The 14,026-nt window shown below is 65.6% G+C and carries 14 protein-coding genes; 7 read left to right on the forward strand and 7 right to left on the reverse strand.

All coding sequences use genetic code 11. The features are described from left to right. Positions 1 to 3 precede the first annotated feature (3 nt). The 3 genes from ispZ to ACQZF9_RS10330 are packed head-to-tail and all read left to right on the forward strand — an operon-like array spanning position 4 to position 1,136. Positions 4 to 546, forward strand: coding sequence for a septation protein IspZ (ispZ, locus tag ACQZF9_RS10320; protein WP_428313147.1), 543 nt, complete (start codon positions 4 to 6; stop codon positions 544 to 546). Positions 547 to 555: 9 nt separating this feature from the next. After that, a complete protein-coding gene (locus ACQZF9_RS10325; RefSeq protein WP_428313148.1) occupies positions 556 to 855 on the forward strand; it encodes a YciI family protein in 300 nt (99 codons plus the stop codon). Next, entirely contained in the window at positions 852 to 1,136 is a 285-nt protein-coding gene (locus ACQZF9_RS10330; RefSeq protein WP_428313149.1) for a BolA family protein, read from the forward strand. The genes ACQZF9_RS10325 and ACQZF9_RS10330 overlap by 4 nt, the downstream gene beginning before the upstream one ends. Positions 1,137 to 1,268: 132 nt before the next feature. Here ACQZF9_RS10330 and ppsR read toward each other — a convergent pair whose 3' ends face one another. Next, entirely contained in the window at positions 1,269 to 2,090 is an 822-nt protein-coding gene (ppsR, locus tag ACQZF9_RS10335; protein ID WP_428313150.1) for a posphoenolpyruvate synthetase regulatory kinase/phosphorylase PpsR, read from the reverse strand. A gap of 137 nt (positions 2,091 to 2,227) precedes the next feature. Here ppsR and ppsA point away from each other — a divergent pair, with 137 nt between their 5' ends. The 3 genes from ppsA to ACQZF9_RS10350 all read left to right on the forward strand — a co-directional run bounded on the left by ppsA (position 2,228) and on the right by ACQZF9_RS10350 (position 6,093). Continuing rightward, positions 2,228 to 4,606: a phosphoenolpyruvate synthase gene (ppsA, locus tag ACQZF9_RS10340; RefSeq protein WP_428313408.1), complete on the forward strand. Its 2,379-nt coding sequence runs from the start codon at positions 2,228 to 2,230 to the stop codon at positions 4,604 to 4,606. Positions 4,607 to 4,704: 98 nt separating this feature from the next. Continuing rightward, positions 4,705 to 5,268 carry a ribonuclease T2 family protein gene (locus ACQZF9_RS10345; RefSeq protein WP_428313151.1) on the forward strand — a complete coding sequence of 188 codons (564 nt, stop codon included), beginning with the start codon at positions 4,705 to 4,707 and terminating at the stop codon, positions 5,266 to 5,268. A 12-nt stretch (positions 5,269 to 5,280) separates the two neighbouring features. Beyond that, positions 5,281 to 6,093, forward strand: coding sequence for a crotonase/enoyl-CoA hydratase family protein (locus ACQZF9_RS10350; RefSeq protein ID WP_428313152.1), 813 nt, complete (start codon positions 5,281 to 5,283; stop codon positions 6,091 to 6,093). A 131-nt stretch (positions 6,094 to 6,224) separates the two neighbouring features. On the opposite strand, the gene yjgA is transcribed toward ACQZF9_RS10350, so the two are convergent. The 4 genes from yjgA to ACQZF9_RS10370 all read right to left on the reverse strand — a co-directional run bounded on the left by yjgA (position 6,225) and on the right by ACQZF9_RS10370 (position 10,542). Continuing rightward, the gene (gene yjgA / locus ACQZF9_RS10355; protein WP_428313153.1) at positions 6,225 to 6,833 is read right to left on the reverse strand and encodes a ribosome biogenesis factor YjgA; all 609 of its coding nucleotides are present in this window, start codon (positions 6,831 to 6,833) and stop codon (positions 6,225 to 6,227) included. 79 nt (positions 6,834 to 6,912) lie between these two features. Further along, a complete protein-coding gene (locus ACQZF9_RS10360; protein ID WP_428313154.1) occupies positions 6,913 to 8,103 on the reverse strand; it encodes a sensor histidine kinase in 1,191 nt (396 codons plus the stop codon). A 13-nt stretch (positions 8,104 to 8,116) separates the two neighbouring features. Beyond that, entirely contained in the window at positions 8,117 to 9,910 is a 1,794-nt protein-coding gene (locus ACQZF9_RS10365) for a putative bifunctional diguanylate cyclase/phosphodiesterase (protein ID WP_428313155.1), read from the reverse strand. After that, a complete protein-coding gene (locus ACQZF9_RS10370; protein ID WP_428313156.1) occupies positions 9,910 to 10,542 on the reverse strand; it encodes a response regulator in 633 nt (210 codons plus the stop codon). Before ACQZF9_RS10370 ends, ACQZF9_RS10365 begins: the two co-directional genes overlap by 1 nt. On the opposite strand from ACQZF9_RS10370, the gene ACQZF9_RS10375 reads away from it, so the two are divergent. Next, entirely contained in the window at positions 10,525 to 11,391 is an 867-nt protein-coding gene (locus ACQZF9_RS10375; protein WP_428313157.1) for a DMT family transporter, read from the forward strand. The genes ACQZF9_RS10370 and ACQZF9_RS10375 overlap by 18 nt on opposite strands. A gap of 2 nt (positions 11,392 to 11,393) precedes the next feature. Here ACQZF9_RS10375 and ACQZF9_RS10380 read toward each other — a convergent pair whose 3' ends face one another. Continuing rightward, positions 11,394 to 12,155, reverse strand: coding sequence for a competence/damage-inducible protein A (locus ACQZF9_RS10380; RefSeq protein ID WP_428313158.1), 762 nt, complete (start codon positions 12,153 to 12,155; stop codon positions 11,394 to 11,396). Positions 12,156 to 12,157: 2 nt separating this feature from the next. Continuing rightward, complete coding sequence (gene icd / locus ACQZF9_RS10385; RefSeq protein ID WP_428313159.1) at positions 12,158 to 13,927, reverse strand: isocitrate dehydrogenase (NADP(+)); 1,770 nt, start codon at positions 13,925 to 13,927, stop codon at positions 12,158 to 12,160. Between the last annotated feature and the right edge of the window lie 99 nt (positions 13,928 to 14,026).

Here is a 14,026-nt window from a genome sequence, read left to right on the forward strand (position 1 = left end):
CACATGAAAATGCTCGTCGACATGCTGCCCGCGATCGCCTTCTTCGCGGCCTACCTGCTTTCCGATATCTACACCGCGACCATCGTGCTGGTGGCCTCGCTGTTCCTGGTCGTGCTGATCTACCGCTTCGGCTACGGCCACTGGCACAAGGCGCACCTGGCCACGGCGATCATTGCCGGCGCGCTCGGTGGGCTGACGCTGTACGTGCACGACCCGGCCTTCATCAAGCTCAAACCGACCGTGGTCTACGCCGCGTTCTCGCTGGCGCTGCTGGGCAGCCATCTGATCGGCGAGCGCGTGCTGCTGGCGCGCATTCCGCAGCAGGCGGTGCAGCTGCCCGACGCAGTGTGGCGCAAGGTCAATCTCGCCTGGGCGATCTTCTTCGCGTTCTGCGCGGTGCTGAACTACTACGTCGCCCACAATTACGACGAGGCCACCTGGGTCAAGTTCAAGGCCTTTGGCTTCACCGCGCTGATGTTCGTTTTCATGATCGGCCACGCGCCGTTCCTGATGCGTTACCTCCAGCCCGAATCGGCCAAGGAATAAGCCGGACCGATGCTGTACGCAATCATCGGCCGCGATGTCGAAAACAGCCTGCCGGCACGCAAGGCTGCCCGCCCCGCGCACCTGGAGCGACTGAAGGAACTGCAGAAGCTCGGCCGCGTCGTCGCCGCCGGCCCGTTCCCGGCGGTGGACGCGCCCGACACCAGCGGCGGCGTTACCGGCAGCTTGCTGTTGCTGGAATTCGACAGCCTGGAAGCCGCTCAGGCCTGGGCCGATGCGGACCCGTATGTCGCCGCCGGCGTCTACGCCGAGGTCACGGTCAAGCCCTTCCTGAAAGTGTTTCCGGAATGAGTCTGGGCGCCGAGCGGGTCGAGATGATCCGCATCGCTCTGCAGCTGCGTTTCGGGCCGGAGCAGCTGGAAGTCATCGACGAAAGCCATCTGCATGCCGGCCACGCCGGCGCCGCGACCGGCCGCGGCCATTTCCGCGTGCGCCTGGTCGCCGGGGCATTCAAGGGCATGCTGCTGATCCACCGGCATCGCGCGGTCTACGACGCGCTCGGCGCTCTGATGCAGAGCGACATCCATGCGCTGTCGATCGACGCAAAGGCGCCGGGCGAAGCCGGGGCCTGAGTTGCGGCAGCGGTCGAGTCCCTCGATACCCCGCAGCGCGGCTACTCGGGACGAGCACGGTTTGGTTGAGGCGCCCGGACCCGTTCGTCCCGAGTGGCGCCAACGGCGTAGTGCATCAAGCGCGGCGGCGGCTCAGCCCTGGGTCCGCCGCAGGGTCTTCTCCTGCATGATCATCGCCGAGATCTCCTCGATCGACATGTTCGCCGAGTTGATGAACGGGATATTGAGCTTGCGGTACAGGCTCTCGGCCTGGCGCAGCTCGTAGGCGCATTGCGGCAGCGACGCGTACTTGGACCCGGGGCGGCGCTCGGTGCGTACCTGGTGGAGGCGCTCGGGCTCCGAGGTCAGGCCGAAGCATTTGCTGGTCAGACCATTCAGCGAGCCGGGCATCTTCTGCGACTCCAGGTCTTCTTCGGTCAACGGGAAGTTGGTGGCGAAGATGCCGTGCTGCAGCGCCAGGTACAGCGTCGTCGGCGTTTTGCCGCAGCGGCTCGGCGCGATCAGGATCACGTCGGCCTTGGCCATGTCGCGGGTGCTCTGGCCGTCGTCGTGCTCCATCGCGAAATTCATTGCGTCGATGCGCGCGTTGTAGCGGCGCGCGTCGGCCAGACCGTGGGCACGTCCGGCGAGGTGGATCGACTTCAGTCCGAGTTCAGCCTCGATCGACGGCAGGTAGGTATCGAACAGATCCAGGAACAGCGCCTGGCACTGGCGCAGGATGCCGCGGATTTCGTCACTGACCGTCGTGGAGAAAACGATAGGCCGGCTACCCTGAGACGCAAGGTGGTTGATATAGTCCACCGTGTTGCGCGCCTTGTCCGGGCTGTTGATGAACGGCAAGGTCGTTTTCTTGAAATCGATCTGCTCGAATTGGGTCAGGATCGTCCCGCCAAGGGTCTCGGCGGTGATGCCCGTGCCATCGGACAAAAAGAATACGTAACGCTGATTGGTCATGATCTGCGGCTGGTGCCCGGGTCGCGAACAAGTGGTTGTGGGTTGCAGTAGATAACAGAAACACCTCTGGGTCACCACCAAGAAACAAGCAAGCGGAGCATTTAGACGACATGGGAAGCGATCACAACCTCGGCGCCATGAGCCAGAACGTGCTGTGGTATTCGCAGCTGGGCATGAAGGACGTCGAGATCGTCGGCGGCAAGAACGCCTCGCTCGGTGAAATGATCGGCAACCTCGCCGCGTCGGGCGTCAAGGTGCCGAACGGCTTTGCGACCACCGCCTCCGCCTACCGCGAGTTCCTCGCGTTCGAAGGCCTGGCCGACAAGATCAACGCCCAGCTCGACGCGCTCGACGTCGACGACGTGCAGGAGCTGGCCAAGGTGGGCAAGGCGATCCGCGAAGCCGTGGTCAAGGCGCCGTTCCCGGCCGAGCTGGAAAAGGAAATCCGCGCCGCCTACGACGTGCTGCTGGCCGAAAGCACCGCCGAGATCTCGGTCGCGGTGCGCTCCTCCGCCACCGCCGAAGACCTGCCGGACGCCTCCTTCGCCGGCCAGCAGGAAACCTTCCTCAACGTGCAGGGCATCGAAAGCGTGCTGCACGCGATCAAGGAAGTGTTCGCCTCGCTGTTCAACGACCGCGCGATCAGCTACCGCGTGCATCAGAACTTCGCGCACAGCCAGGTCGCGCTGTCCGCCGGCATCCAGCGCATGGTGCGCTCCGACCGCGGCGCCTCCGGCGTCATGTTCACGATGGACACCGAGTCCGGTTTCCGCGACGCGGTGTTCATCACCGCCAGCTATGGCCTCGGCGAAGCCGTGGTCCAGGGCGCGGTCAACCCCGACGAGTTCTACGCCTACAAGCCCTCGCTGCGCAGCGGCAAGCCGTCAATCCTGAAGCGTGGCCTTGGCGAAAAAGCCAAGAAGATGATCTACACCAAGGACCGCATGCTCGGCCGCACCGTCGAGTTCGTGCCGGTGTCGACCGAAGAGCGCCAGAAGTTCTGCATCAACGACGACGACGTCGAGAACCTGTCGCGACAGGCGCTGATCATCGAGGACCATTACGGCCGCCCGATGGACATCGAATGGGGCAAGGACGGCGTCGACGGCGGCCTGTACATCCTGCAGGCACGCCCGGAGACGGTGCAGTCGCGCAGCAGCGCCAACACGCTGCGTCGCTACAAGCTCAAGGGCAAGAGCACGGTGCTGGCCTCGGGCCGCGCGATCGGCCAGAAGATCGGCGCCGGCAAGGTACGCCTGCTGAAGTCGCTCGACGAAATGGCGCGCGTGCAGATCGGCGACGTGCTCGTCACCGACATGACGGATCCCGATTGGGAGCCGGTGATGAAGCGCGCCAGCGCCATCGTCACCAACCGCGGCGGCCGCACCTGCCACGCGGCGATCATCGCCCGCGAGCTGGGTATCCCGGCCGTGGTCGGCTGCGGCGACGCTACCGCGGTGCTGAAAGACGGCCAGCTGGTCACGGTCAGCTGCGCCGAAGGCGACACCGGCCAGATCTATGACGGCAACATCGACTTCGTCGTCGACGAAATCGCGCTCGACAAGATGCCGGAGATTCCGGTCAAGATCATGATGAACGTCGGCACGCCGGAGCAGGCGTTCGACTTCGCCGCGCTGCCGCATCGCGGCGTCGGCCTGGCGCGCACCGAGTTCATCGTCAACCGCCAGATCGGCATTCATCCGCAGGCCCTGCTGGACATCGACAACCAGCCGCCCGAGATTCGCCGCACGATCGACTCGATGATCGCCGCCTACGCCAGCCCGCGCGACTACTTCGTCAAGCGCCTGGCCGAAGGCATCGCCACCATCGCCGCGGCCTTCGCGCCGGAGCCGGTGATCGTGCGCATGTCGGACTTCAAGTCCAACGAGTACGCCAACCTGGTCGGCGGCAAGCGTTACGAGCCGCACGAAGAAAACCCGATGATCGGCTTCCGCGGCGCCTCGCGCTACATCGCCGAAAGCTTCCGTCCCTGCTTCGACATGGAATGCGAGGCGATGAAGTTCGTGCGCGAGGAAATGGGTCTGACCAACGTCAAGATCATGATCCCGTTCGTGCGCACCGTCGGTGAAGCCAAGCGCGTCAACGAGATCCTCGCCGAGAATGGCCTCAAGCGCGGCGAAAACGGCCTGCAGGTCATCATGATGTGCGAGCTGCCGAGCAACGCGGTGCTGGCCGACCAGTTCCTGGAGCACTTCGACGGTTTCTCGATCGGCTCCAACGACATGACGCAGCTGACGCTGGGCCTGGATCGCGACTCCGGCCTGATCGCGCACCTGTTCGACGAGCGCAACGACGCGGTCAAGGCGATGCTGAGCATGGCGATCAAGGCCTGCAAGAAGGCCAACAAGTACGTCGGCATCTGCGGCCAGGGCCCGTCGGACCATCCGGATCTGGCCAAGTGGCTGCTCGATCAGGGCATCGAATCGATGTCGCTGAACCCGGACACCGTGGTCGAAACCTGGCTGTTCCTGGCCGGCCAGAGCCCGGCCGCCTGAAGCCACTCGCGCCAGGTCTCATCGCGGCGCTCGCGCTGCTGCTGCTCATCGGCAGCAGTGCGAACGCCAGCGGCACGCCCGGCAAGTTCGACTACTGGGTGCTGGCGCTGTCCTGGTCGCCGCAATACTGCGCCACCGCCGGCAAACCTTCGGAATTCCAGTGCAATCGCGAGCAGCCTTACGGCTTCGTCGTGCATGGCCTGTGGCCGCAGTTCGAGCGCGGCTTCCCGAGCAACTGCAACAAGGCGCCCTATCTGCCGCAGCCGCTGATCGATCGCTTGCTGCCGATCATGCCGAGCAAGGGCCTGATCCTGCACGAGTGGAAAACGCACGGCACCTGCAGCGGTCTGGAGGCGCAGGCCTATGTCGACAGGATCGAGGCGACCTATCGCGGCCTCCGCATTCCGGATGCCTACCGGCATGTCGACAAGGCGCTGAGCCTGAAGCCCTCGGCGTTCGAGGCCGCGCTGATCGCCGCCAATCCACAGCTGAAGCCGGACGGCATCTCGCTGCAGTGTCGCGGCCCGTATCTGGCCGAAGTGCGAATCTGCTTCGACACCGCCGGCGCGCCGCGCCAGTGCGGCCCTGATCTGGACGACCGCTGCGGCAAGACGCTGATGCTCAGGCCAGCGGGCGGTCGGCTGGTTCCGCTACAACCCTAGCCTGGACCTGACATGCCCGATTCGAATCGCGTGCTCGTGGATGTTCGCGACGGCATCGCCACCGTCAGCCTGAATCGCGCCGACAAGCACAACGCGCTGGACCTGCCGATGTTCGATGCGATCGTCGACGCCGCCGCGCAGCTGCGCAAGCGCAAGGATCTGCGCGTCGTGATCCTGCGCGGTGCAGGGCCGTCGTTCTGCTCGGGCCTCGACGTGGGCAGCGTGCTCGGCAAGCCGCTGAAAATGGCCCGCAGCTTCGCCACCTACGGACTCAGACGTGCCAATGTGTTCCAGCAGGTCGGCCTGTGCTGGCGCGAACTGCCGGTGCCGGTGATCGCCGCGATCCACGGCAGCTGCTACGGCGGCGGCCTGCAGATCGCGCTCGGCGCGGATTTTCGCATCGCCGCGGCCGACGCCAAGCTATCGATCATGGAAGTCAAATGGGGCTTGGTGCCGGACATGTCCGGCACGGTGACCCTGCGCGAACTGATGCCGCTGGATGTCGCCAAGAAGCTGGCGATGACCGGACAGATCGTCAGCGGCATGGAAGCCCTGGCACTGCACCTGGTCACCGAGGTTGCGGCCGATCCGTATGCGGCGGCGCTGGAACTGGCGCAGGCCCTGATCGCCAGATCGCCAGACGCGCTGGCCGGCACCAAGCAACTGTTCGACAGCAACTGGCGCAGCGTCGGCGAGGCCGGCGCGCTGGGGCTGGAACGCAAGATCCAGCTGCGCATGCTGCTGGGGCCGAATCAGCGCGAAGCGGGCAAGGCCAATGTCGAGAAGCGTGCGCCGGTGTTCAAGCCGCGCAGCTTCGGCGGCTAGCCGCCTTAACAAATTCCGTTCGTCCCGAGTCGCCGCCTTAGCGGCGTATCGAGGGACTAGAACGCGATCCGGCCCCTCGATACGCAGGCAAGCCCGCTACTCGGGACGAACGGGGTTCGCTGAAAAATCCGCTACACCACCGACTGCTGCTCGAAGCGCTGCTGCAGCGCGATCCGCAGTTTCTGGAACAGCTCGCGATACAGCCGCCCCTTCGGCACCGGCGCTTCCTTGTCCGGCATGCTGTCCTGCAGCCGCGTCTGTTCGCGGCGCGTGGTGCGGATCAGCGAGCGCAGCTGCTGCAGGTTGGTTTCCGGAAACAGCGCCGCCCATTCGGTGACCGCGGCGTCGTCGTCGAGCAGCTTGGTGCGCCAGACTTCGGCGTCCTGCAATACCTTGTTCTGTCCATGGCGCCAGGCGTGGATCGCGGCGCGATAAGGCTCGACTTCGGCCTCGCGCAGCATCTTGCCGATGAACTGCGCCTGGCGGCGGATCGCCTCGCGCGACGTCAGCCGCTGCAGCTCGACCAGCGCGTTGCGCAGACGGTCTTCCATCTCCAGCGCGGCGAGCTGCGCTGGCGGCAACTCGAGCAACGCCAGGCCGAGGTCCTGCAGCTCGTGCATGGCCTGCTTGACCTGGGTCTTGCTCGGCCCGAAATCCTCAGGCTCAGAATCAAGCGCACTGCGCAGATCCGGGCGCCAGTCGCTGCCCTTGGTGCTGCCTGATTTGCCGCTTGCTGCCATGCCTGCTCCCGCCGCTCGTTTGCCTGCAACTACCCGCAAACGTTCGGATGAACCCGCGGCCCTGCTTTCAGCTCGTCATTCAGAGCACCATCTCGGCCTTGGGGCCGACGCCGACCGCCGGGGTCACCGGCTCGCGCGGCAGCCGGATGTGGAACTCGGTGCCCTCGCCCACTTTCGACTCGGCCCAGATCTCGCCGCCGTGGTGGCGAACGATTTTACGGCAGATCGCCAGGCCGATGCCGGTGCCCTCGTAGTCGTCGGCATGGTGCAGGCGCCGGAACACGGCGAAAATCGTCTCCAGCTGGTCGGCCGGCACGCCGATGCCATTGTCCTTGATCATCAGGTGCCAGTGCCCGCCTTCGGGCCAGGCGCTGACCCGCACCAGCGGCGCAACGCCGGGGCGATGGAACTTGCTGGCATTGTCGATCAGGTTCTGGAACAGCTGCGTCAGCAGGCCGTGATCGGCCTTGATCTCGGGCATCGAGTCGTCGAGCACCACGCTGGCGCCGCGGCTCTCCAGCGTCGGCTTGAGTGCCGACAAGGCCTTGTGGAAAGTGCCTTCGAGCGAGGCGCGCGCAAACGAGGAATCGCCTCGGCCGACTCGCGACAGCGCCAGCAGGTCGGTGATCAGGGTCTGCATCTGGCGCACCCCCTTGTCGATGAAATCGAGAAACTCGATCGCGTCGCCGCTGAGCTTGTCGCGATGACGCCGCGTCAGCAGCTGCGAGAAACCGGCGACGTTGCGCAGCGGCGCCTGCAGATCGTGCGAGGTGATGTAGGCGAACTGCTCGAGTTCCTGCACCGCGCGCTTGTACTCGGCCAGCGAGCGGCGCAGATCGGACTCGGCGCCCTCGCGCAGCTTGATTTCCTCGCGCAGCCGAAGATTGGCGGTCTCCAGTTCCTCGGGGGTGCGCATCGACAGCAGCCGCGGAATCAGCGGAATGATCGCGAGTGCCGTCGCCAGCGAGACCACCGCCGTCATCGCGCGCTGCCAGCCCTGCAGCCAGTACACCGGCTTCCAGACGACGACGATGTCGAGCACGTGGCCGGCGCCGCACAGGATGATGAACGCGGCGAACAGGCCGATCGCCCAGCTGAACGAGAGGCGTCGGCCTATGCTCCGGCTGACATAGATCAGCGCCAGCGGAATCATGAAATAAGCGAGCGCGACCAGCGCGTCGGAAACCACGTGCAGCAGGATCAGATTGGGCTGTTGCAGGTAGCAAACGCCATGCGGAAGAAAGCTTCCACTTTCAACCAGGGAATCCATCGCCATCTCCCGTTTATCCTTGACCTGAAGCTTCGACGGGCCACCGGGCCTCGTCGAAGCCGTCCGGACCCTGCTGCAGGCGCACCGGCAGGCGCTCCGCAGTCTCGGCCGGACTGAATAGTTGGCCCTGCATCAACAGGCAGCCCATCGCCTGAAGCGTGTTGCGTTCCTGCGTGGTTTCGACGCCGGTGACCACCACCGGCAGGCCGAGCGCCGCGGCCGCGCCGCAGATCGCCAGCACCGAGCGGTACATCGCGCCGCGCTCGCCTTCCTCGTGCAGCGCGCGCATCACGTGGCGGCCGAGCTTGATGCCGGACAACGGCAAGGTCGTCAGCCACTTCAGCGCCTCGCCGTCGGGGCCGAACTGGTCGAGCAGGACGCCGAATCCGAATTCGCGTGCCTCGCGCAGCTTCGCCGCCAGGTTGTGTGCAGACTGGCCGCCGAGCAGCGACACCGGCACTTCGAGGCGTATTTCGGCCGGATCGATGCCGCAGGAGGTCGCCACGGTTGCCAGTGCCGACAGATAACGCTCGTCTTCGAGTTCGGCTTCGCCCAGGTTCAGCGACAGCTGGCCCAGCTCCAGGCCGAGCTCGCGCCAGGCGCGCCATTGCATGAAGGCTTTCATCGCCACGTGCAGGCCGATCTCGCAGCCGCGGCCGCTGGCCGCCGCCGCGCGCAGAAAATCCTCGGGCCCCTGCACGCCGCCGTCACGATCCCAACGCAGCAGCACTTCCACAGCGACGAAGCGCTGGGTCTGGATGTCGATCCAGGGGTGGTACAGCAGCGAGAAGCGATCCTGCTCCAGCGCCTGCTCCAGCTCGGCACGGAATTCGGCGGCGCGGTCGGCGGCGCGCATGGTCAGGCTGCCTTCGTAGAACGCGACACCGCCGCCGCCGCGCTTGGCCTCGTACATCGCGCGGTCGGCGCGCTCCATCAGCATCTCGACGCCTTCGCCGTGCTGCGGATACATCACGATGCCGACGCTGGCGTCGAGCTCGATAGGAAGCTCGCCGATCTGGCGGATCGCCCTGACCCGCTCGCGCAGCCGGCGCGCGCGCGGGCCGGGATCGAGCTTGCCGTCGAACTGGCGCATCAGCACCAGGAATTCGTCACCGCCGACTCTGGCAACGCTGTCGGTGGCGCGCACGCTCTCGCGCAGGATGTGCGCAACGCGCACCAGCAGATCGTCTCCGGCGCGGTGGCCATATCGATCGTTGACCGCCTTGAAGCCGTCGAGATCGATGTAGCACAGCGCGAAAGTCTCGCCGGTCAGCTGTGCCTGCGCCATCGACTGTTCGAGGCGGTCGTACAGCAGCTCGCGATTGGCCAGGCCGGTGAGGCCGTCATGGGTGGCACGCTGGAACTCGCGATAGCGCTGATCCTCGAGTTCGTGGACCTGTTTGTTGCGCTCCACCGCGTGGCGCAGCAGGCGCAGGATCTTGCCGCCGTCGAACTGGCCCTTGACCAGATATTCCTGAGCACCGAGGCGGATCGCTTCGGCGGCGACCTGATCGTCGTCGGTGCCGGTCAGCACGACGATGGCGACGCGCCGGTCGATGGCGCGCAGCGCCTCGACGTTGTGCACGCCCTTGCCGTCGGGCAGGTTCAGATCGAGCAGCACGCAGGTAAAGCTGTAGCGCTGCATCTCGAGCAGCGCCTCGCTCAAGGTGCGCACGGTGCGGATCACCACCGGCTCGGTCGCGGCGACCTCGCGCAGGCTCTCTGACAGCAGCCGCGCGTCGGCGGGATTGTCTTCGACCAGTAGCAGGCCGATGGGCTGACGTCGGCTGGCGGCCACAGCGCCCATCAACTGTCGTTCCGGCCCGGCAGCTGCACGGCGCCGAACCAGAAGTCGCGGATCAGCGTCGCCAGCTCGGAGAACTGGCTCATGTCCACCGGCTTGGTCAGAAACGCGTTGGCATGGGAGTCGTAGCAGGCCAGTACGTCGCTGTCGGCACGCGAGGTGGTCAGGATCAGCACCGGGATGCGGCGCAGCTGGGGGCTCTGCTTCAGCTGCTCCAGCACCTCGAGTCCGGATTTACGCGGCAGGTTCAGATCGAGCAGGATCAGATCCGGAGTCGGGCTGCCGGCATACTCGTCCTGGCCACGGACCATCTTCAGCGCCTGCTCGCCGTCTCGGGCGATCATCAGCGCACCACTGACACCGGCTTCTTCCAAAACCTCGCAGGCCAGCCGTACATCGGCGGGATTGTCTTCTACGAGCAGAATAACCGGCGGCTTACCAGTTTTATTATTAGACATAGCGACCACTTGCTCCATTCGCCACCTAATGGGCCGAGCCAGACTACGGCACTCCGCGCGGAGTGCCAATGTTAGACGCGCGGCGTCGGCCGATCGGTAGGGAAAGTGCGCGTCGGCGTACCGTGCAATCCGATTTCCGCTGCCGTTAGCCTTGCCGACATGAACCCCGACAGACATAGCGCCGCGCTGCACGCCGTGCTCGGCGCCGCCGCGTTCTCGATCACCGGCGCCTGCATCAAGGCCGCCGCGGTGTGGGCCAGCAACGAGCAGATCGTTTTCTTTCGCAGCCTGGTGAATTTTCTGGTGCTGCTGCCCTGGGCGCTGCGTGTCGGCGCGCAGGGCCTGGCGACGCAGCGGCTCGGCGGGCATCTGTGGCGCAGCGGCCTGGGCCTGGCGGCGATGTACTGCTTCTTCTACGCGATTCCGCGGCTGCCGCTGGCCGAGGCGATGCTGCTCAATTACTCGTCGCCGCTGTATTTGCCTTTTGTGGCCTGGCTGTGGATCCGCGAAAAACCGCCGGCGAGCTCGCTGCTGGCGGCAGCGATCGGCCTGATCGGCATCGCGATGATCGTCAAGCCCGGCTTCGGCGGCTTCACCAGCGGCGCCGCGCTGATCGGCTGGTTCTCGGGCCTGCTGGCGGCGACGGCGATGGTCAGCATCCGGCGCATTGCCAATACCGAGCCGACCTTGCGTATCGTGTTCTATTTCGCCGCCTGTTCGAGCCTGCTGTCGCTGCCGCCGACCCTGTGGGCGTGGCAGCCTTTGCCGGCCTCCGCCTGGTGGGCGCTGCTCGGCGCCGGCCTGGCCGCGACCATCGGCCAGCTGGCGCTGACCCGCGCCTACAGCCTCGCCGCGGCGGCGCGGGTCGGGCCTTACACCTACACCTGCGTGCTGTTCTCGGCGCTGATCGCGTGGATCGTCTGGGACGAGGCGCTGGACGCGCTGTCGATCGCCGGCGGGCTGGTGGTGATTGCCAGCTGCATCCTGGTCAGCCTGCGGCGCGCGGAGCCGCGGCTGGAGGAGTGAATCTAAGGCGCTTTCAGATCCTCGATCTGCACCGGATACCCGATCCGCAGCTGCTCGCGAAACCAGAGAAAGGCCGGCGCCGCGATTTCAGCCGGACCCTTGATGCCGAATTCGATGTGCCGCGGACGGCTGGCGTCGCCGCGGCCCGGCAGGCTCGACAGCGACACGCCGGGAAAATCACGTAGCACCTGCTCCATCAGATGCAGCAGATCACCCTCCGACGAGGTACCGGTGATGCGCAGGCTGTATTCGACCGGTGGCGTCGCGCGATGCAGATGCTGCAGCTGCGTATCCAGCACCCATTCCAGCATCGGCCAGGCCATTTCCGGGAAACCGGGAACGCAGTAGACGCCATTCAGGGAGAAGCCGGCGACGCGATTGACCGGGTTCGGAATCAGTGCGGCGCCGGCCGGGAAATCCGCCATCAGCACGCGATTCGGGAACGCCTTCTCGGCGTACTCGTTGACGATCAGCGCCTCGCCTTCGGCATGACGCAGCACCGGCACGCCGAACGCGCGCGCCACGGCCTGACGCGTGCGATCGTCGGGCGTCGCGCCGATGCCACCGCAGCTGAGCACCGTGTCGCCGCGCGCCTGCAGCTGCGCGACGGTCTGGGCGATGCGTTCCTCGTCGTCGCCGACGATGCGCACCTCGGCCAGCTCGATACCGCGCGCCTGCAACAGCTCGCGCACTTTCGACAAATGCTTGTCCTGGCGTTTGCCGGACAGGATTTCGTCGCCGACGATCATCAACACCAATGCCATGGCTACTCCAGTGACCAGCCGAATTTCTTGATCGAGTTGAACAGATCGGTTTCGGTGACGATGCCGATGATGCGGCCGCTCTGCTCGATCGGCAGCCGGCTGATTTTCTTTTCCGTGAGCAAGGCGGCGGCGTCGCGGATCGTGGTTTCCGCCGGCACCGACACCACCGGCCTGGATGCCAGCTCGCCGACCGTCGTCGTCGCCGGATTGCGATTGCCCTGCACGACCTTGGTGACGATATCGCGGCGCGTCAGGATGCCCCACTGGCCGCGCGCGTCCGGATCGACGACCACCGAGCTGACGCCGTTGTCCGCCATCACGCCCATCACGGTTTCGATGCTCTCGATCTCGGCGACGGTGATCAGCGAGCGCGTCATCAGATCGCCGACGCTGTGCGGCACGCGGCCGGTGGCGATCATTTCTTCGGTGGGCTGCAGCAGGCGGCGGATTTCGCGCTGCTTGCGCTCCTTGATCAGCTGCTCCTGCTGCGCCCGGCGCTTGGCCTCGACGTCGACGCCGCCCTGCATGCGCTCGATCAGCGCATCGGCGAACGCGCTGGTGCTGACTTCTCTGGCGCCGTCGATCTGCCGCGCGAAGTCGTAAGTGACGATGCCGTCGCTGACCACTTCCGGATACACCAGCGTGATCAGATCCGCGGCCTCGGACCAGCCCATGTACTCCAGCATCATCACGCCGGAAAACAGCAGCGAACCCGGGTTGACCTTGTTCAGGCCGGCATACTTGGGCGCGGTGCCGTGCGTCGCCTCGAAGACAGCCACGGCATCACCGATATTGGCACCGGGCGCGATGCCGACGCCGCCGACTTCGGCGGCGATCGCGTCCGACAGATAGTCGCCGTTGAGATTCATCGTCGCCAGCACGTCGAACTCTTCGGGCCGCAGCAGCATCATCTGGAACATGATGTCGGCGATGCGATCCTTGATCACGATCTTGCCAGCCGGCTGCTTGCCCTTGAACTCGCCGTAGAGCTGTTCTTCGGTGATCGTGACACCGCCGAATTCATCGCGCGCGACTTCATAGCCCCAGTTGCGGAACGCGCCTTCGGTGAACTTCATGATGTTGCCCTTGTGCACCAGGGTCACCGATTCGCGGCCGTTGTCGATGGCGTACTGGATCGCCTTGCGCACCAGGCGTTTGCTGCCGAACGCCGAGATCGGCTTGACGCCGAGACCGGCGCCGTCGAAGAACCTGGCCTGCAGTTCTTCGCGCAGAAACTTCGCCAGCTTGTCGTTTTCCGGCGAGCCGGCCTTGAACTCGATGCCGGTGTAAACGTCCTCGGTGTTCTCGCGGAAAATCACCACGTCGACCTTGCCCGGATTCTTCAGCGGGCTCGGTACGCCGGCGTAGTGACGCACCGGGCGCACGCAGGCATACAGGTCCAGATCCTGGCGCAGCGCGACGTTGAGGCTGCGAAAGCCGCCGCCGACCGGCGTCGTCAGCGGCCCCTTGATCGACACCACCAGATCGCGCAGCGCCTGGATGGTTTCGTCCGGACAGTAATTGCCGTCATAGAGCCTCGCGGCTTTTTCGCCGAGGAACACTTCGCACCAGTGGATCTGGCGCTTGCCGCCGTAGGCCTTGGCCACGGCCGCGTCCCAGATGCGCAGGCAGGCCCGGGTGATGTCCGGGCCGATGCCGTCGCCCTCGACATAGCCGACGATGGGCTGATCCGGCACCTGCGGCTTGCCGTCGACGACGCTTATTTTCTGACCGCGGGGCGGGACCTCGATGTGCCGATATGACGCGCTCATGACCGATCTCGCTCCACTGTCGTTATCGGCCGATCTTAGCGCGATGGATCGCTGGACGACGCGGCAAAATCCTACACAAGCGCCCGGCGAAAACGACGA

It is taken from the genome of Hydrocarboniphaga sp., assembly GCF_965279055.1.
Lineage (GTDB): Bacteria > Pseudomonadota > Gammaproteobacteria > Nevskiales > Nevskiaceae > Hydrocarboniphaga.

Excerpts from the sequence above, each read along its gene's own strand:
- yjgA (WP_428313153.1), bottom strand. The coding sequence starts at position 6,833 with ATGGCAGCAAGCGGCAAATCAGGCAGCACCAAGGGCAGCGACTGGCGC.
- ACQZF9_RS10380 (WP_428313158.1), bottom strand. The coding sequence starts at position 12,155 with ATGGCATTGGTGTTGATGATCGTCGGCGACGAAATCCTGTCCGGCAAA.
- ACQZF9_RS10370 (WP_428313156.1), bottom strand. The coding sequence starts at position 10,542 with ATGTCTGTCGGGGTTCATGTCGGCAAGGCTAACGGCAGCGGAAATCGG.
- ispZ (WP_428313147.1), top strand. The coding sequence starts at position 4 with ATGAAAATGCTCGTCGACATGCTGCCCGCGATCGCCTTCTTCGCGGCC.
- icd (WP_428313159.1), bottom strand. The coding sequence starts at position 13,927 with ATGAGCGCGTCATATCGGCACATCGAGGTCCCGCCCCGCGGTCAGAAA.
- ppsA (WP_428313408.1), top strand. The coding sequence starts at position 2,228 with ATGAGCCAGAACGTGCTGTGGTATTCGCAGCTGGGCATGAAGGACGTC.
- ACQZF9_RS10365 (WP_428313155.1), bottom strand. The coding sequence starts at position 9,910 with ATGGGCGCTGTGGCCGCCAGCCGACGTCAGCCCATCGGCCTGCTACTG.
- ACQZF9_RS10375 (WP_428313157.1), top strand. The coding sequence starts at position 10,525 with ATGAACCCCGACAGACATAGCGCCGCGCTGCACGCCGTGCTCGGCGCC.
- ACQZF9_RS10330 (WP_428313149.1), top strand. The coding sequence starts at position 852 with ATGAGTCTGGGCGCCGAGCGGGTCGAGATGATCCGCATCGCTCTGCAG.
- ppsR (WP_428313150.1), bottom strand. The coding sequence starts at position 2,090 with ATGACCAATCAGCGTTACGTATTCTTTTTGTCCGATGGCACGGGCATC.
- ACQZF9_RS10325 (WP_428313148.1), top strand. The coding sequence starts at position 556 with ATGCTGTACGCAATCATCGGCCGCGATGTCGAAAACAGCCTGCCGGCA.
- ACQZF9_RS10350 (WP_428313152.1), top strand. The coding sequence starts at position 5,281 with ATGCCCGATTCGAATCGCGTGCTCGTGGATGTTCGCGACGGCATCGCC.
- ACQZF9_RS10360 (WP_428313154.1), bottom strand. The coding sequence starts at position 8,103 with ATGGATTCCCTGGTTGAAAGTGGAAGCTTTCTTCCGCATGGCGTTTGC.